This is a genomic window from Ruegeria sp. BF7 (assembly GCF_056538605.1).
On the sequence record NZ_JBQFTM010000004.1, the window covers coordinates 93,450 to 109,528 of the forward strand.

The following is a 16,079-nucleotide window of genomic DNA, read 5'->3' on the forward strand; positions in this document are numbered from 1 at the left end:
TCTCCTCCTTGTTGGTCGTTTGTGTGTAAGCTCAGCCAATTTTCTTGCGCCGTGCCATGTCGGCATAAACGGCCAGAATGATGATCGCGCCGGTCACGACGGTCTGCCATTCCTGCGCCACAGACAGAACGCGCAACCCATTGGTCAGTACTGCCATGATCAGCGCACCGATCAGCGTACCCAGGATCGTGCCGCGCCCACCGGACAGGGATGTGCCCCCGATCACCACGGCCGCGATGGCCTCCAGCTCGTAACCCAGACCCAGCGCGGGCTGCGCCGAGTTCAGGCGTGACGCTATTAGGATACCGGCGATACCGCAGATTGCTCCGGCCAGCGCGTAGATGCGCATTTTCCACATGTCGGTGTTCACTCCGGACAGGCGCACCGCCTCTTCGTTCGATCCCAGCGCAAAGGTGTAGCGCCCCAGAACCGTGCGGCCCAGAATATACGAGGCCGCGATGGCCACGAGGAACAGGATCAGCACGCCGTTGGGGATGGGTAGCGCTGGGAAAACCTCTCCGACCAGGGACCCGCGCGAGATCTGGTCGAAACCCGGAGTGTCGTTGAAATAGATCGGGCGCGTGCCCGAAATTACCAGCGAAAGGCCCTTGAGGATCAGCATCATGCCCAGCGTGGCGATGAAGGGCGGGATTTTCATCTTGGCCACAAACGTACCAGAGCACAGACCGCACAGTGCACCTGCCCCAATGGCCGCCGCAACACCCAGCAGCAACGGCATCCCCATATAAGTCAGCACCACCCCCGCGATCACCGCACAGAACGTCATCAGCGTGCCCAGCGACAGATCAATCCCGCCAGTGATGATGATTAAAGTCGCCGCCACGGCCAGCACCCCGTTGACCGAGGTGGCCTGCAGAATGGCGATCATGTTCGAGGTTTGCATGAAATTCGGCGACGCGATCGAGAACCCGATCAGCAGGGCAATCAAACTGGCAAACGCCAGCAGCTTTTGATAGGCGCCGCTCTCCGACAGACCCGCAAGCGGCTTTTTCTTGTCGATATCCGTGGCTGTGGTCATAGGACTGTCCCTGTTACCTGCATCGCCGCCTTGCGTTGGGTTGCCAGATGCATGATGTCTTCCTGTGTGGTGTCTTTCCCGCCGGGCAGAATGCCGGTCAGTCGGCCTTCGCACATCACGGCGATGCGGTGGCTGAGGCGCATGATCTCGGGCAGTTCCGATGAAATCACGATGATCGTCTTGCCCTGCCCGGCCAGTTCTTCGAGAAGCTTGTAGATCTCGGATTTTGCGCCCACGTCGATGCCACGGGTGGGCTCGTCAAAGATCAGGATATCGCAGTCGCGCAGCAGCCATTTGGCGATGACGACCTTCTGCTGATTGCCGCCAGACAATAACCGTACCTCCTGCACGTCCGAGGGAGTACGTATACCCAACTGATTGATGTAACTTTTGGCCGCGGAGCTGATTTCACCGTCTTTCAGAACCCCACCCGTCGCGGTGAACAGGTCCATCGAGGCCAGAGCGATATTGTCCCGCACGTTCATGCCCGTTGCCAGACCGAAGTGCTTGCGGTCTTCCGACAGATACCCGATCCCCGCGTTCACCGCATCCTTGGGAGACTTGATCGACACGGGGTTCCCATGCACCCGAACCTCCCCGCTGTCTTTGGGGTCGGCCCCGAAAATGGCGCGGGCCACTTCGGTGCGCCCTGCTCCCATCAACCCGGCAAAACCCAGTATTTCACCTTTCTGAACCGAAAAGCTGACGTCGTGAATGTCCTTTCCCCGTGTCAGGCCGGAAACCTGCAGCGACACTTCGGCAGCGCCCAGATCCGGAACGTCCAGTGGTTTCTCATTCACCTCACGCCCCACCATCATCGCGATGATCCGGCTGATAGGTGTGTCCGCCGCGTCCACGGTGCCAACATATTCACCGTCACGCATGACGGTGACGCGGTCGGCGATCTGCTTCAGTTCGTCCATCTTGTGGCTGATGTAGACAATGCCCACGCCTTCGGCCTTGAGGCGGCGGATGATGACAAACAGTTCGGCAATCTCAGCATCGTTCAGTGCCGCTGTTGGTTCGTCCATGACCAGAACCTTAGACCGATAAGACAACGCCTTTGCGATTTCGACCATCTGCTGTTTCGCAATGGTCAGGCTACCAACCAGTGTTCTCGGTTCCAGCGACAGGTTCATCGACGCAAAAATTTCGGAGGTTTGCGCGTTCAGCGCGGCCTCGTCCAGACGGCCGAAACTCTTGCGCGGCTCGCGTCCGATAAAGATGTTCTGCGCCACCGTCAGGTCATTCATAAGGCTCAGTTCCTGATGGATGATGCCGATCCCCAGATCCTGCGCCTCGCGCGTGGTGGTCGGGCTGACTGATTTGCCTTCGATCACCAGATCACCGCCATCGCGCTGGTAGATGCCTGACAGAATCTTCATCAGTGTGCTTTTTCCGGCCCCGTTCTCACCCATCAGCGCGTGAACCTCGCCCGGGAACAGATCGAACTGCACGGATTTCAGCGCGTGCACTCCGGGGAAATGCTTGTCGATCCCCGTCATGTCGACCAGTTTTGTCATTTCTCCTCCCATATCGCCCTCTCCCCAAGGGCTGCGCGGGTTACATCACCGCGCCGATTTGCCAGGGGACGAACTCGACGCCCCCAAAGCCAAGTTCCTCACTTTTGGTTTGCTCTCCGGAAGCGACACGAATCAGCATTTCAAATAGCTCTTCGCCCTTGGATTCGATGCTGATGCCTTCGGTGACGATATCCCCGCAGTTCAGGTCCATGTCGTCTGCCATGCGCGCATACATTTCCGAGTTGGTGGCCAGTTTGATGCAGGGGGTCGGCTGATAGCCGGAAACCGAACCCCGCCCGGTGGTGAACACGATCAGATTTGCGCCCGAGGCCACCTGACCGGTGACCGAACAAGGATCGAATCCGGGGCTGTCCATGAAGACAAAGCCCTTCTTGTCGATCATCTCGCCGAATTTGTAGACGTCCCGCATCGGAGCGGTGCCGCCCTTGGCCACTGCGCCCAGCGATTTCTCCAAAATTGTCGTCAGGCCGCCTCGCTTGTTGCCGGGGCTGGGGTTGTTGTCCATCTCACCGCCGTTGCGGGCGGTATAATCTTCCCACCAATGGATGCGATCGATCAGCTTCTGGCCGACCTCCGGTGTTTCGGCGCGGCGGGTCAAAAGATGCTCTGCCCCGTAAATCTCGGAGGTTTCCGACAGGATTGTCGTGCCGCCATGGCGCACCAGCAAGTCCGAGGCATATCCCAGCGCCGGATTGGCGGTGATCCCGGAATACCCATCCGATCCACCGCATTGCATTCCGACCGTGATAGCACTGACCGGGGTCGGAGCGCGCTTCGCCTGATTGGCCAGTTCCGCAATACCGCGCAGTTCATGCAAGCCGCGCTCGATGGTGCGGCGGGTGCCGCCTTCGTTCTGGATGGTCATGTAGCGCAGCGCGCCATCCTGACGGATTGGACGGCCGCCGACCAGATCCGCGACTTGCATGACCTCGCAGCCCAACCCTATCAGCAGAATGCCAGCAAAGTTTGGATGCTGGGCATATCCAGCCAGGGTGCGGAACAGGGTCGCATAACCTTCGTTCTTACCTGACATGCCGCAGCCGGTGCCGTGTACGATCGGTACCACGCCGTCGATATTGGGATAATTGTCCAACAGGCACGTATTTACAGCCGCTTCGGCAATAAAACGCGCGACCGAGCCCGAACAATTCACCGTTGTCAGAATGCCGATATAATTGCGCGTTCCAACCTTTCCGTCGGCTCGGTGAAAGCCCTGAAAAGTGCGGCCTTTATTCAGTGCCGCCAATGGCGTGTTGGCGCTGGCATGGGCATAATCCTGTTGATGCGCGCCCATCCCAAGATTGTGCAGGTGAACATGATCGCCAGGGTTGATGTCACTTTTTGCCTGTCCGATGATTTGCCCGTAGCGAATAACACTCTCACCTGCAGCAATTGCGGTTACGGCGATCTTGTGCCCGCGATTGACAGGGCCGGACAGGGGTGTGGTCAGGCCGGCTGGCCAGTCTTCGGCGTGCAAATCGCGCAGCGCAATCACGACATTATCATCTGGGTTCAGCTTGACCGTATCGCGCGTCGCCGTTCCGAAGGCCTTATTTTTATGGCTTGCGTGCATCTTGTCCCCGCTTGACTGCTCTGATTGCTAAAACTTGACCGCGCACTTGTCAACTAACATGTTAGTATGATAGTTCGATCCCATGAGCAAACTACAAGACATCAACGCGCAGCTTTTGCGCGATATTGCGTCGGATGAAGGCTCGCTGGCCCAGCGGGTTTATCAGGCGATCAAACAAGCCATTTTGTCACTGGACTTTCCGCCCGGTGCAACGCTCAGAAAAGCGCCAATCTGCGAGCGGCTGGACGTTTCGCGCGCGCCCGTGGCCGAGGCGATTGCCCGGTTGGCCGCCGAGGGGCTGGTGGATGTCGTGCCGCAGTCGGGAACGCGGGTATCGTTTTTCTCGATGCCGGAAATCCGCGAAGGTATGTTCCTGCGCGAGGCTTTGGAACTGGCAACTGTTGCCAAGGTGGCACGCGACTTGACCGAGGAGCAGCGCAAGCAGCTCAGCCGGAACATGCGCCTGCAGGAGCTGTTGATCGAGGATGAGGATATTCCCGGTTTCTATCAGGCTGACGAAGAATTCCATGCGTTGCTGATGCAGTTCACCGGTTTCAAACGTCTGAGCGACGTGGCGCAGACCGTATCGCTGCAAGTCAGCCGCGCCCGGATGCTGTTGCTACCGACGCCGGGACGCATTGCGGAAACTCTGGAAGAGCATCGCGCCATTCACGCCGCCATTATGGACTGTAATGAGCAAGCCGCGCAGGCGGCCATGCGGCACCACCTGGGACAGCTCATGCCGCGTATCGAGGTTCTGATTCAGGAACAACCGCATCTATTCAACATCACCACCCATGCAGCACGGGAAGCAGGATGACCGTTTCTCAAACCGAACTCTTGAACCATCGCACCGAAAGACCAGTACCTCTGACTCGTATGGGGTTCGGTGGCGCGCCTCTGGGCAATCTCTATCGCAAAGTCTCGGACGAGGACGCGCAGGCCGCATTACAGGCTGCCTATGATGCGGGCATCCGGTTTTTCGACACCGCGCCGCAGTATGGGCTCGGCCGGTCCGAGCACCGGTTTGGTGAGGCGATCGCCCGATTTGGGCGCGAAACCATCCAGCTTTCGACCAAGATCGGGCGTCTGCTGCTGGATTGCGAGCCGCACGAGGTGACACCCGAATCTTTTGTAGACGTGCCGCAGAAACGCATCGTGTTCGATTACACCTATGACGGTGTGATGCGGTCCTATGAAGCGAGCCGGGACCGGCTCGGCACCCCCAATGCTGATATCCTGCTGGTGCATGACGTCTGCGTTTTCAGCCAGGGCAGTCAGGAGATGTCGGATGCCAAGGTGCGCGAACTGTTCGATGGTGGCGGATACAACGCACTGACCGAGCTGCGGGATGCAGGTGAGGTCGCCGCGATTGGTGCCGGAGTGAACGAATGGCAGGTCTGCAAGAAACTGTTGGGGTTAGGTGATTTCGACGGCTTTTTGTTGGCCGGGCGGTATACGTTGCTGGAGCAGGAGGCGTTGGACAGTTTCCTGCCGCTCTGTGAAGAACGTGATGTGGGCATCATTCTGGGTGGACCGTACAACTCAGGCATCTTAGCCACCGGAGCGATACCGGGGGCCAAGTATAACTACGCTGATGCGCCAGAGGAGATCTTGAATCGCGTGCGCGAGATCGAAGCGGTCTGCGCCGCGCATGACACGCCGCTTATTGCGGCCGCGCTGCAGTTCGTTCTGGGTCACCCTTGCGTCAAAACCGTAGTCCCCGGCGCGGTCAGCGCTGCCGAAGTGCAGGCCAATGTCGCCCTGCTGAACCGCAGGATTCCGTCAAGTTTCTGGTCTGATCTGCAGTCCGAGGGACTGATCCGCCCCGATGCACCCCTGCCCGCCGAGGCTGCCAATGCTGCATAACATCGACCCAATCCTCTCGCCCGATCTTCTGCACACCCTGCGAGCCATGGGGCACGGGGATGAGATTGTGATCGCGGATGCGAATTTTCCGGGCTCAAGCATTGGCCCGATTTGCATCCGCGCTGACGGGTCCTCGGCAAGCGAAATACTGCGGGCTGTACTGTCCGTCATGCCGTTGGATACATTCGTGCCTGATCCGGCGCTGACCATGCAGGTGGTCGGTGACCCGGACGCCGTGCCCGAAGCCGTGGCCGATTTTCAGACCGTCATTGATGCGACGGCAGATAACCCCGCCCGCATTCAGGGGCTGGACCGGTTTGCCTTCTATGACCGTGCCGCCAACGCCTTTGCCATCGTTCAGACGGGTGAGCAAAGGCTGTACGGCAACATTATCCTCAAAAAGGGCGTCATTGGATGAAGATCGACGCACATCAGCATTTCTGGTCTTTGGCGCGCGGTGATTACGGCTGGCTGACGCTAGAACTTGCTGCGATATACCGCGATTTCTCACCGGGCGATCTTGCCCCCCTCATCAAGGCGGCAGGTATTGAAGGCACGGTTCTGGTGCAAGCCGCACCAACGGTGGCCGAGACGGAGTATATGTTGTCTCTGGCTGATCGGACTCCGTTCATCAAAGGCGTGGTCGGATGGGTCGATTTCGAAGCCGCTGATGCGCCGACACAGATTGAAAAGTTGTCGGCGAACCCGATCCTGGTTGGGTTGCGGCCAATGATTCAGGACATCCCGGACCCAAATTGGATGATGGGAGAGGTTTTGATCCCGGCATTTGAGGCAGTGCAGCGTCACGACCTGACCTTTGATGCCCTGACGTTGCCGCAGCATCTCGGCCCTTTGCGCCAGCTGTTGGAGCGCCATCCGCAGATGCGTGCGGTCCTTGATCACGGGTCTAAACCCCTGATCAAGGACGGGGCGATTTCCGGGTGGGCTGAAGACATGGCTGCCCTTGCCCGCGATACCGACGCCTGGTGCAAGCTGTCCGGGCTGGTCACCGAAGCCGCGCCAGGTTGGACAGTCGATGACCTGCGTCCCTATGCCGATCATCTGCTGGGCACGTTCGGCCCGTCCCGCGTGATCTGGGGCAGTGACTGGCCGGTCTGCACATTGGCCAGCAGCTACCAGCGCTGGATCGATACTACTGACGAGTTGCTGAGCGCACTGAACGAAACCGAACGCAGAGCGGTGCTGGGAGGCAATGCCGCCCGAGCCTACAACCTCAGGGACTGAAATGAAATTTCCGAAATTGGATACCAGCGGTTTGTGGTTGGGGCGTGTGGAGCGCGCGGGTATTGGCCCCTCCGTTGTAACCCTGCGCGGCGGACATGTGTTTGATATCACCTCCAAAGAGGCACCGACGGTGCGCGACGTCCTGGAACGGGAGGACGCCGCCAACTATACGCGCTCGGCACCGGGTGAAACGTTGGGTCCGCAGCGTGGAGACCATCATTGGCTGGCCCCCTGCGATCTGCAGGCGATTAAGGCCTGCGGTGTCACCTTCGCGGGTTCTATGGTCGAGCGTGTGATCGAAGAGCAAGCCGCGGGTGACCCGGCCAAGGCTGAGGCAATCCGCACCCGTATCGGTGCCCGCATCGGTGACAGCCTGACCAACATTGTGCCGGGGTCCGACGCGGCGGCGCAGGTCAAAGAGGCACTGATCACTGAGGGTCTGTGGAGCCAATATCTTGAGGTTGGGATCGGTCCGGATGCCGAGGTGTTCTCCAAGGCGCAGGCGCTGTCTTCGGTGGGGTTTGGCGCGGATGTTGGCCTGCACCCCATTTCAGTCTGGAACAACCCAGAACCCGAGGTCGTTCTTGCCGTCAACTCACAAGGTAAGATCAAGGGTGCGACGCTGGGCAATGATGTCAACCTGCGCGATGTCGAAGGGCGCTCGGCCCTGTTGTTGAGCAAGGCCAAGGACAACAACGCCTCTTGTGCGATCGGGCCGATGATCCGATTGTTCGATGACAGTTTCACGCTGGATGACGTTCGCACCGCAGAGCTGATGCTGACCGTGGCTGGTTCTGATGGGTTTGCGATGCAAGGCCATTCCTCGATGGCGCAAATCAGCCGCGATCCGGTCGATCTGGTGGCCCAGACCATCGGGCGGCATCACCAGTATCCCGACGGATTGATGCTGTTTCTTGGAACCCTCTTTGCGCCGACTCAGGATCGCGATACTCCGGGGGGAGGGTTCACTCATAAACTGGGTGATATCGTCACGATTTCAAGCGATAAGCTAGGTGCGCTGACCAACACGGTGCGCTTGTCGACCGAATGCCCTGAATGGAAATTCGGGGCGTCCCACCTGATGCGAAACCTCGCCCGGCGCGGGCTGATTTAAGGAAAATTAGAACATGTTGACCGGAAAACACCTGATCGCCGGCGAATGGGTCGGGACCGAGGCCACTTTTTCATCAGACCCCGCACACGGGCGAAGCCACGACTTTTCCGTAGGGACGCCAGCGCATGTGGATGCCGCCGTTCAGGCCGCAGAAGAGGCTTTTGCCATCTTCGGATGGTCCATGCGGGCTGAACGGGCCGCGCTGTTGCGGAAAATCGCGGACGAGATTGACGCACGCGGCGATGCAATCACCGAGATCGGGTGTCAGGAAACCGGCCTGCCCGAGGCGCGACTGCAAGGCGAAAGGGGCCGGACTGTTGGCCAGCTTCGGCTGTTTGCGGACCACATCGAAGTCGGAGAGTATCTGGACCATCGTCACGATCCCGCCCTGCCGGATCGCGCACCCCTGCCCCGCCCTGACTTGCGGATGATCCAGCGCCCGCTGGGCCCGGTTGCAGTGTTCGGGGCGTCGAACTTCCCGCTGGCGTTCTCGGTCGCGGGTGGGGACACGGCGGCGGCATTGGCTGCGGGATGTCCGGTTGTCGTCAAAGGCCATCCGGCGCATCCCGGAACGGGTGAGATCGTGGCGCAGGCGATTGATACCGCAATCAAGGCGTCCGGCAATCCCGCTGGTACGTTCTCGCTGATCCAAAGCGACGGGATCGGGGTCGGAACGGCCTTGGCCCAGCACCCGTTGATCAGGGCGGTGGGATTCACCGGGTCGTTGCGTGCCGGTCGCGCGCTGTTCGACATCTGCGCGCAGCGTCCCGAACCCATCCCGTTCTTTGGCGAGCTGGGCTCGGTCAACCCGATGTTCGTTCTGCCCAATGCCGCCGCGGCCCGTGGTGCCGAGATTGGCACCGGTTGGGCGGGTTCCCTGACAATGGGCGCAGGCCAGTTCTGCACCAACCCCGGTATCGCCATCGTGGTTGACGGGCCGGATGCAGATGCCCTGCAGGCAGCAGCACAGTCCGCTTTGGTCGACACGGCAGAACAGACAATGCTAACCAGCGGTATCGCCGACGCGTACCGCAAGGGCGTGGCGCAATTCACCGAGGGGGCCGGGGTTGCGCAGATCGTCAGCAAAGACAGCGCCCCCCGCAGCGCCGCCCCGAACCTGTTTGTCGTTTCCGGCGACAATTGGCTGGCCGATGACAGCCTGCATGAAGAAGTGTTTGGCCCCACCGGCATCATCGTGCGCGCCCGGGACATTGAACAGATGACCGACATCGCCCGTGCTGTCGAAGGGCAACTGACCTGCACCCTGCATATGGACGCCGACGATGCGGACACCGCGCGTAAACTGGTGCCTGTGCTGGAACGCAAGGCAGGCCGGTTGCTGGCCAACGGTTTCCCCACCGGGGTCGAGGTTTGTGACAGCATGGTGCATGGCGGCCCCTACCCCGCTTCGACCAATTTCGGCGCAACCTCGGTCGGCACCTTGTCGATCCGACGTTTTCTGCGGCCGGTTTGCTATCAGAACCTGCCGACCGACCTTTTGCCTGATCAAGTATGAGAGACGAGATGACTTCCCGTTCCAACCGTCTGTCCGGCAAAACAGCCCTGATCACCGCTGCAGGTCAGGGTATCGGGCGCGCCTCGGCTGAGCTTTTTGCGGCGCAGGGCGCGCAGGTCATTGCATGTGATATCAATGACGCTTCGCTGGCCGAACTGGCTGCAATCACCGGCATCCAGATCCTGAAACTGGACGTCACCGACGCGAAAGCAGTTCAGGCCGCCACGGCGGAGTTGCCGCCGTTGGACGTGTTGTTCAACTGCGCAGGCTATGTTGCGGGCGGATCCATTCTGGACTGCGAGGAAAAGGACTGGGACTTCAGCTTTGATTTGAATGTCAAAGCCATGTACCGGCTCATTCGTCTGACCCTGCCTGCGATGCTGGAAAACGGCGGTGGATCGATCATCAACATGTCTTCGGTCGCGTCGTCTATGAAAGGCGTGCCGAACCGGTTCGCCTATTGTGCCTCCAAGGCGGCGGTGATTGGTTTGACCAAGTCGGTCGCTGCGGATTTTGTCACGCAGGGCATTCGCTGCAACGCGATCTGTCCCGGTACGGTCGACAGCCCCAGCCTGCATGACCGACTGCGATCCACCGGGGATTACGAACAAGCCATGACGGACTTCATCGCGCGCCAACCGATGGGGCGGATCGGAACAGCTGATGAGGTGGCGGAGCTTGCGCTGTATCTTGCAAGCGACGCCAGCAACTACACCACAGGGCATCCCTTTGCCATCGACGGCGGCTGGACCATCTGAGTTGAAAAGGAACAGGAAATGAAACTTTTACGCTATGGGCCGGTTGGCGCGGAAAAGCCCGGTGTGCTGGATGCGAATGGCAAAATTCGCGATCTGTCCGGCGTCATTGATGATGTCGCGGGCGATGTGCTGAGCGAAGAGGGTCTGGCGCGCCTGCGCGGGCTCGAACTGGCCGGGCTGCCCGTTGTCGAGGGCAACCCGCGCATCGGTGCCTGTGTTGGACAGGTCGGCAAGTTCATCTGTATCGGTCTGAACTATGCCGATCATGCCGTCGAAAGCGGAATGGAACTGCCCGCCGAACCGGTGATCTTTTTCAAAGCGACCTCTGCCATCGTCGGTCCTAACGATACCGTGGAAATCCCGCGTGGCTCGGTCAAAACAGATTGGGAAGTCGAGCTGGGCGTCGTCATCGGCAAAGAGGCGAAATACGTTTCCGAGGCCGAAGCGCTGGACCACGTGGCTGGCTATTGCGTGGTCAATGACCTGTCAGAGCGTGACTTTCAGCTGCATCGCTCGGGTCAGTGGGTTAAAGGCAAATCAGCAGACACATTCGGCCCGATCGGGCCTTGGTTGGTGACACGGGATGAGGTCGCCGATCCGCAGAACCTGCCGATGTATCTTGAGGTGAACGGCCACCGCTATCAGGACGGATCCACCAACACGATGCATTTCGGTGTGGCGACTGTTGTCTCGCACCTGTCGCAATTCATGTCGCTGCAACCGGGTGATGTGATCTCGACAGGAACGCCCCCGGGCGTGGGTATGGGGCAAAACCCGCAGACCTATCTGAAGCCGGGCGACATGCTAGAGCTTGGTATCGAAGGGCTGGGCATTCAGCGTCAGGACGTCGTGCAGGGCTGACCCATACATAAAAGGCCCTGGCCAGATAGACCGGACCCTTATTTGCTTCTACAGACGGGCAATCAGCCTGGCCATGGCAGGGAGTATGTTTTGACGTTTGTGAAGAATTTCATCGCTTCGATGACGCCCTCTTTCACTCCGTTGCCGCTGTCCTTGATGCCGCCAAAGGGGGACATTTCGATCCGGTACCCCGGTTGTTCCCAGATATTGCAGGTGCCGACGTCCAGCCCGTTGATGTAGGCAATCGCCCGGTTCAGATCATTGGTACATACACCCGAGGACAGGCCAAACTCGGTCGAGTTCGAGATTGCCATCACCTCTGCGACATCGTCCGGCACGCGCACGATGGGGACGATGGGGCCAAAGGTCTCTTCCATCACCAATTCGCTGTCATGGGGAACCTTGTCGACCACGATGGGCGGCAACAGCGCGCCCTGACGACCGGGGTGATAGAGGATTTCCGCGCCTTCTTCCTCGGCCATGTAGACGCGTTTCTCGAACAGCTCTGCCGCCTTGTCGTGGATCACACAGCCCAGTTCGCCCAGATAACGATCAAACATCGCGTAGAAATCCAACGCGCCTTGCTGTTCGGGCGCGAATTTGTGCTGAACCTAGTCGGTGGTCGACAAATACATCACGTCGGGATTGAACTCTTTCAACAGCTTGACGCCCGCAGCAAAGACAAACTCAGACAGTTCGGCCGAATAGACCTCGGGCACGCACATGCCTGTCCAGGCAAATCGCGATGGCGGAAACTTCGGGCTCAGGTTGGACCCGCACGTTGGTGGTGATAGGGGTGTGCAAAACCATGTTGTGGTTTTTGGTTAAGGCGCTGCCTCGCGTCACAGTTGGGTTCGGTCAGGCCACTTTCGGGCGTGAGGAATGCATCGCCTTCTTCGCAGCGGGAATGGTGTCTTTCGTTCCGGCATAACTTCGGCCTCGCTCTGCGGCGAAGACTTCATCGATTATGACCGCGCGCTGACCCACGGAAGCGGCGTATTCTGCGAACCAGGTGGCAACGTCGAGCCTGGTCAGGAGTTCGTTCAACGTATCAGCCCCGGCCGCAAGATTGGGCCCGAAGGTCTCGTGCAATGCGTCTTGACGAAAACCGCCGAGGTCATCCATGGACCGCAAAATTACGGACAGGGCGAACGAGCACGCGAAGCCGTGCTGCACACCCACCCCAGCGTGATGAGAAAGGACAGGTTTTGCGCGATAGCGTTCTTGTTGCTGGAGTAGGCCAGACCAGAGCTCAGCGACGTTCGGGCTATCCGGGTGCGCTGCTGCAGGTTGCTTGGATCGCGCAGCAACGCGCGCAGCGTGTCCAACCCGTTGACCAATATCAGCCCCTGAGATTGTTCACCATAGGTGCGGGATCGATCACTGCCGTTTCCGGGTAGAGATCGGGTCGGGCCAGCGAGAGCTTTTTGTTGGTCTCTGGCTGCCAGGCCGTGCCCGGCAGGTGAACTCACTTCCGGTACCGGCAATTGTGGGAATGGCGATGATCGGGGTCGCGGCCAGCCTCGGCCCCCGTATTGGTTTCCAGATATCAGGCGGCTTTGCTGAAATCTCCTGCGGTACTTCGTTGAAGTTTCCGGTGTCGAACAGGGTTTAGACCGGTTCGGAATATGTCCGCATCAGGCGACTCAAGCCAATATAGAGGATTCGCTGCATTGGGCGCGATCTCCTGAGAATACCTCCATCTGTCGAATAGATTGTTATGATATCAGTCAATGAGCGAGACTAAACTTGTCTGTGCCGATTTTCGTGATTTACCTTCCCGAAACGAGTTTGGAGAAAGGATGTGACACGGGAATAAAACCCTGTTGATCATGCTGCCGGATGCGGTGCGTCACTTGACAGCAATCGTCGCGTGTAAGGGACTTGGAAATCCACCACTCATTTTGTATTTTGGATACAAGTTTCCTGCACCCGAGACCGACCGAATGCCCAGATCCCGCGCGATTCCCCGACAAAGCCTGCCCGAAGTCATCACCAACGATCTGCGCGAGCGGATTTTGAGCGGTGAAATGGCCGAGGGCGAGACCATCCGGCAAGAAGCTCTTGCCGAGGACTACGACGTCTCGCGTATGCCGATTCGCGAGGCGCTGAAGCGGCTGGATGCCGAAGGTCTTGTACAATTGACCAACAATCGCGGAGCATCGGTCACCAAGCATTCGCTATCGGAAATCGGAGAGATCTTCGACCTGCGCGTGCTGCTGGAAGTGGACCTGTTCCAACGTGCCATCCCGCAGATGACCGAGACCGATTTCATCGAATGCGACCGTATTCTGGACGAGATGGAAAAGTCCTACGACGCCTATGATGTGGGCCGGTGGGGCAGTCTCAACAACGATTACCACATGGCGCTTTATGCAGCTGCGGGGCGGGGTTTGAGCAATGAAATTCTGCAGCGGGTCAATGTGCAATCCGACCGCTATGTCCGGATGCACCTGAGCGTCATGGAGCAGCGTGAACCAGCCAAGAAAGACCATCGGGAACTGTTGTCACTGGCGCGCGACGGCCGGGTTGAGGACGCCTGTGCCCTGCTGACCCGGCATATTGGGCGCACCAAGGACCAGTTGCTGGAAATGGTCATTGCCACGCGAAAAGGCGAATAAGTCCGATCAACCCAAAGGATGCAGACAGGCCACCTGATGGGCCTCACCGCTTAGTTCGGGTGGAGCCGCGCGGCACTCCTCGGTTGCCAGCCAGCACCGTTGCGCAAAGGCACAGCCCTGGGGGACGTTCATCGGTGAAGGCAGTTCTCCTTCCAGCTTGATCCGCTCTTTCCGCGCTTCGGGATCGGCGCGCGGGGTCGTGGAAAGCAACGCCTTGGAATAAGGGTGCCGGGGGGCTGCGAACAGCTGTTCCTTGGGCGCCTTTTCAACGGCCCGGCCCAGATACATGACGATCACGTCATCTGCGAAATGCTTAACCACCGACAGATCATGTGAGATGAACAGATAGGCGAGGTTCAGGCGTTCCTGCAACTCGACCAGCAGGTTCAGAATTTGCGATTGGATCGAGACATCCAGCGCCGAGACGGGCTCGTCCAGAACCAGTACCTTGGGGTTCAACATCAGCGCCCGCGCGATAGCAATCCTCTGTCGCTGCCCGCCCGAGAACATGTGCGGATAGCGATCGTAATGCTCAGGGCGCAAGCCGACAAGGTCAATCATTTCACGTGCGCGTGCCTCGCGGTCGGTGGCGGACATGTCAGGGCGGTTGATGATCAGCGGTTCCTGCAGAATCTGGCCGATCCGCTGGCGTGGATTGAGCGAGCCATAAGGGTCCTGAAATACAATCTGCACCGTATCGCGCATCTGCGCCCATTTCGATGGGGTGATGTCGACGCCATCGATAGTCAGGCTGCCCGAGGTCGGCTCCTCGATCATCGTCACAACGCGCGCGAGTGTGGATTTTCCGCAACCGGATTCACCGACGATGGCCAGCGTTTTGCCGGGTTGCAGGTCGAAATCCACGCCGGACAGGGCCTTGACTGTTGCCGGTTTCGACAGCAACCCGCCCTTGACGATGTAATGCCGGGCCAAGGCGCTGGCTTGAACGATAGGTGCGGTCATGCCACTTCTCCGGCAGTTATCTTCTCGACATAGTGGCAACGGGCTTTGCCGAACTCCGCGCTGTGCGGCGTTGGCGGCAAAGACCGGCAGAGGTCGTCCGCATACTGGCATCTGGGGCTGAACAGGCACCCTTTGGGCCGGTCGAACTGACCGGGCACCACGCCGGGAATGGTGGGCAGCATTTTCGATGTCGCCCGTTCTGGCAATGCGCTGAGCAGTGCAGACGTGTAAGGGTGGCGCGGGGTGCGGAACAGGTCTTGGACCGGCTGTTCTTCGACCTTCTGGCCCGCATATTGCACCTGCACCCGTTCGGCTGTTTCGGCGACGACGCCCATATCGTGGGTGATCAACACCAGACCCATGCCCTGCTCATCCCTCAGCCGAACCAGCAGGTCCAGAATCTGCGCCTGAATGGTCACGTCCAGCGCCGTTGTCGGCTCATCCGCGATCAGCAGCTTGGGTTTACACGCAATCGCCATGGCGATCATCACCCGCTGATTCATCCCGCCCGACATCTGGTGCGGGAAGGTGTTCAGACGACTTTCCGGGGCCGGGATGCCGACCTGATCGAACAGCTCGATGGCGCGCTGATGGCGGTCCTTGCGGTTCAGCCCCAGATGGATACGCAGGGCTTCCTTGATCTGGAAACCGACCGTGAAACAGGGGTTCAGCGACGACATCGGTTCCTGAAAGATCATGGCGATGTCTTTGCCGATGATCTTGCGGCGGTCACGGGCGGAGATTTTGGTCAGGTCGATGCCCTCGAAGCTCAGCTGATCGGCGGTAATCGTTGCCGTCCAGGGCAACAGGCCCATCAGCGCCAACATAGACACGGACTTGCCCGAGCCGCTTTCGCCAACGATGGCCATCAACTCGCCTTTGTCGACGGACAGGTCGACGCCGTCCACGGCGCGGAACTTGCCCGAAGCGGTGGCGAATTCGACGGTGAGGTTCCGGATATCCAACAGGCTCATGT

15 protein-coding genes and 1 pseudogene are annotated in these 16,079 nt (G+C 59.3%); 10 read left to right on the plus strand and 6 right to left on the minus strand.

Translation table 11 applies throughout. The features are described 5' to 3' along the window. Window positions 1-31: 31 nt before the first annotated feature. From ACR0IK_RS11190 to ACR0IK_RS11200, 3 genes are read right to left on the minus strand one after another with little or no spacing between them, the layout of a single operon-like run. Window positions 32-1,039 carry an ABC transporter permease gene (locus ACR0IK_RS11190; RefSeq protein WP_480641545.1) on the minus strand — a complete coding sequence of 336 codons (1,008 nt, stop codon included), beginning with the start codon at window positions 1,037-1,039 and terminating at the stop codon, window positions 32-34. Next, the gene (locus ACR0IK_RS11195; protein WP_480641546.1) at window positions 1,036-2,562 is read right to left on the minus strand and encodes a sugar ABC transporter ATP-binding protein; all 1,527 of its coding nucleotides are present in this window, start codon (window positions 2,560-2,562) and stop codon (window positions 1,036-1,038) included. The genes ACR0IK_RS11190 and ACR0IK_RS11195 overlap by 4 nt, the downstream gene beginning before the upstream one ends. A 40-nt stretch (window positions 2,563-2,602) precedes the next feature. Beyond that, window positions 2,603-4,156 carry a UxaA family hydrolase gene (locus tag ACR0IK_RS11200; RefSeq protein ID WP_480641547.1) on the minus strand — a complete coding sequence of 518 codons (1,554 nt, stop codon included), beginning with the start codon at window positions 4,154-4,156 and terminating at the stop codon, window positions 2,603-2,605. Between the two features lie 82 nt (window positions 4,157-4,238). Here ACR0IK_RS11200 and ACR0IK_RS11205 point away from each other — a divergent pair, with 82 nt between their 5' ends. From ACR0IK_RS11205 to ACR0IK_RS11240, 8 genes are read left to right on the plus strand one after another with little or no spacing between them, the layout of a single operon-like run. Further along, window positions 4,239-4,976: a GntR family transcriptional regulator gene (locus ACR0IK_RS11205; protein WP_480641548.1), complete on the plus strand. Its 738-nt coding sequence runs from the start codon at window positions 4,239-4,241 to the stop codon at window positions 4,974-4,976. Continuing rightward, entirely contained in the window at window positions 4,973-6,025 is a 1,053-nt protein-coding gene (locus tag ACR0IK_RS11210; protein ID WP_480641549.1) for an aldo/keto reductase, read from the plus strand. Before ACR0IK_RS11205 ends, ACR0IK_RS11210 begins: the two co-directional genes overlap by 4 nt. Continuing rightward, the gene (locus ACR0IK_RS11215) at window positions 6,015-6,443 is read left to right on the plus strand and encodes an RbsD/FucU family protein (RefSeq protein ID WP_480641550.1); all 429 of its coding nucleotides are present in this window, start codon (window positions 6,015-6,017) and stop codon (window positions 6,441-6,443) included. Before ACR0IK_RS11210 ends, ACR0IK_RS11215 begins: the two co-directional genes overlap by 11 nt. Continuing rightward, complete coding sequence (locus tag ACR0IK_RS11220; protein WP_480641551.1) at window positions 6,440-7,270, plus strand: amidohydrolase family protein; 831 nt, start codon at window positions 6,440-6,442, stop codon at window positions 7,268-7,270. The genes ACR0IK_RS11215 and ACR0IK_RS11220 overlap by 4 nt, the downstream gene beginning before the upstream one ends. A 1-nt stretch (window position 7,271) precedes the next feature. Beyond that, window positions 7,272-8,384 carry a fumarylacetoacetate hydrolase family protein gene (locus tag ACR0IK_RS11225; RefSeq protein ID WP_480641552.1) on the plus strand — a complete coding sequence of 371 codons (1,113 nt, stop codon included), beginning with the start codon at window positions 7,272-7,274 and terminating at the stop codon, window positions 8,382-8,384. 13 nt (window positions 8,385-8,397) lie between these two features. Continuing rightward, a complete protein-coding gene (locus ACR0IK_RS11230) occupies window positions 8,398-9,900 on the plus strand; it encodes an aldehyde dehydrogenase (NADP(+)) (protein ID WP_480641553.1) in 1,503 nt (500 codons plus the stop codon). An 8-nt stretch (window positions 9,901-9,908) separates the two neighbouring features. Beyond that, on the plus strand, window positions 9,909-10,658 hold the full coding sequence (locus tag ACR0IK_RS11235; protein ID WP_480641554.1) for an SDR family oxidoreductase: 750 nt from the start codon (window positions 9,909-9,911) through the stop codon (window positions 10,656-10,658). Between the two features lie 18 nt (window positions 10,659-10,676). Next, window positions 10,677-11,519, plus strand: coding sequence for a fumarylacetoacetate hydrolase family protein (locus ACR0IK_RS11240; RefSeq protein ID WP_480641555.1), 843 nt, complete (start codon window positions 10,677-10,679; stop codon window positions 11,517-11,519). A 62-nt stretch (window positions 11,520-11,581) separates the two neighbouring features. On the opposite strand, the pseudogene ACR0IK_RS11245 reads toward ACR0IK_RS11240, so the two are convergent. Beyond that, window positions 11,582-12,058, minus strand: a pseudogene (locus ACR0IK_RS11245) (aldehyde dehydrogenase family protein); the annotation flags it as partial. A gap of 343 nt (window positions 12,059-12,401) precedes the next feature. On the opposite strand from ACR0IK_RS11245, the gene ACR0IK_RS11250 reads away from it, so the two are divergent. Beyond that, window positions 12,402-12,758, plus strand: coding sequence for a hypothetical protein (locus tag ACR0IK_RS11250; RefSeq protein WP_480641556.1), 357 nt, complete (start codon window positions 12,402-12,404; stop codon window positions 12,756-12,758). Window positions 12,759-13,465: 707 nt separating this feature from the next. Continuing rightward, window positions 13,466-14,140: a GntR family transcriptional regulator gene (locus ACR0IK_RS11255; protein ID WP_480591095.1), complete on the plus strand. Its 675-nt coding sequence runs from the start codon at window positions 13,466-13,468 to the stop codon at window positions 14,138-14,140. Window positions 14,141-14,146: 6 nt separating this feature from the next. Here ACR0IK_RS11255 and ACR0IK_RS11260 read toward each other — a convergent pair whose 3' ends face one another. Together ACR0IK_RS11260 and ACR0IK_RS11265 are read right to left on the minus strand one after the other, a co-directional pair. Then, window positions 14,147-15,103, minus strand: a complete 957-nt coding sequence (locus ACR0IK_RS11260) for an ABC transporter ATP-binding protein (RefSeq protein ID WP_480641557.1) — start codon at window positions 15,101-15,103, stop codon at window positions 14,147-14,149. Next, window positions 15,100-16,077 (minus strand): ABC transporter ATP-binding protein, encoded by a 978-nt coding sequence (locus ACR0IK_RS11265; RefSeq protein WP_480591098.1) that lies wholly within the window; start codon window positions 16,075-16,077, stop codon window positions 15,100-15,102. The genes ACR0IK_RS11260 and ACR0IK_RS11265 overlap by 4 nt, the downstream gene beginning before the upstream one ends. Between the last annotated feature and the right edge of the window lie 2 nt (window positions 16,078-16,079).

Excerpts from the sequence above, each read along its gene's own strand:
- ACR0IK_RS11190 (WP_480641545.1), bottom strand. The coding sequence starts at position 1,039 with ATGACCACAGCCACGGATATCGACAAGAAAAAGCCGCTTGCGGGTCTG.
- ACR0IK_RS11195 (WP_480641546.1), bottom strand. The coding sequence starts at position 2,562 with ATGACAAAACTGGTCGACATGACGGGGATCGACAAGCATTTCCCCGGA.
- ACR0IK_RS11200 (WP_480641547.1), bottom strand. The coding sequence starts at position 4,156 with ATGCACGCAAGCCATAAAAATAAGGCCTTCGGAACGGCGACGCGCGAT.
- ACR0IK_RS11205 (WP_480641548.1), top strand. The coding sequence starts at position 4,239 with ATGAGCAAACTACAAGACATCAACGCGCAGCTTTTGCGCGATATTGCG.
- ACR0IK_RS11210 (WP_480641549.1), top strand. The coding sequence starts at position 4,973 with ATGACCGTTTCTCAAACCGAACTCTTGAACCATCGCACCGAAAGACCA.
- ACR0IK_RS11215 (WP_480641550.1), top strand. The coding sequence starts at position 6,015 with ATGCTGCATAACATCGACCCAATCCTCTCGCCCGATCTTCTGCACACC.
- ACR0IK_RS11220 (WP_480641551.1), top strand. The coding sequence starts at position 6,440 with ATGAAGATCGACGCACATCAGCATTTCTGGTCTTTGGCGCGCGGTGAT.
- ACR0IK_RS11225 (WP_480641552.1), top strand. The coding sequence starts at position 7,272 with ATGAAATTTCCGAAATTGGATACCAGCGGTTTGTGGTTGGGGCGTGTG.
- ACR0IK_RS11230 (WP_480641553.1), top strand. The coding sequence starts at position 8,398 with ATGTTGACCGGAAAACACCTGATCGCCGGCGAATGGGTCGGGACCGAG.
- ACR0IK_RS11235 (WP_480641554.1), top strand. The coding sequence starts at position 9,909 with ATGACTTCCCGTTCCAACCGTCTGTCCGGCAAAACAGCCCTGATCACC.
- ACR0IK_RS11240 (WP_480641555.1), top strand. The coding sequence starts at position 10,677 with ATGAAACTTTTACGCTATGGGCCGGTTGGCGCGGAAAAGCCCGGTGTG.
- ACR0IK_RS11250 (WP_480641556.1), top strand. The coding sequence starts at position 12,402 with ATGCATCGCCTTCTTCGCAGCGGGAATGGTGTCTTTCGTTCCGGCATA.
- ACR0IK_RS11255 (WP_480591095.1), top strand. The coding sequence starts at position 13,466 with ATGCCCAGATCCCGCGCGATTCCCCGACAAAGCCTGCCCGAAGTCATC.
- ACR0IK_RS11260 (WP_480641557.1), bottom strand. The coding sequence starts at position 15,103 with ATGACCGCACCTATCGTTCAAGCCAGCGCCTTGGCCCGGCATTACATC.
- ACR0IK_RS11265 (WP_480591098.1), bottom strand. The coding sequence starts at position 16,077 with ATGAGCCTGTTGGATATCCGGAACCTCACCGTCGAATTCGCCACCGCT.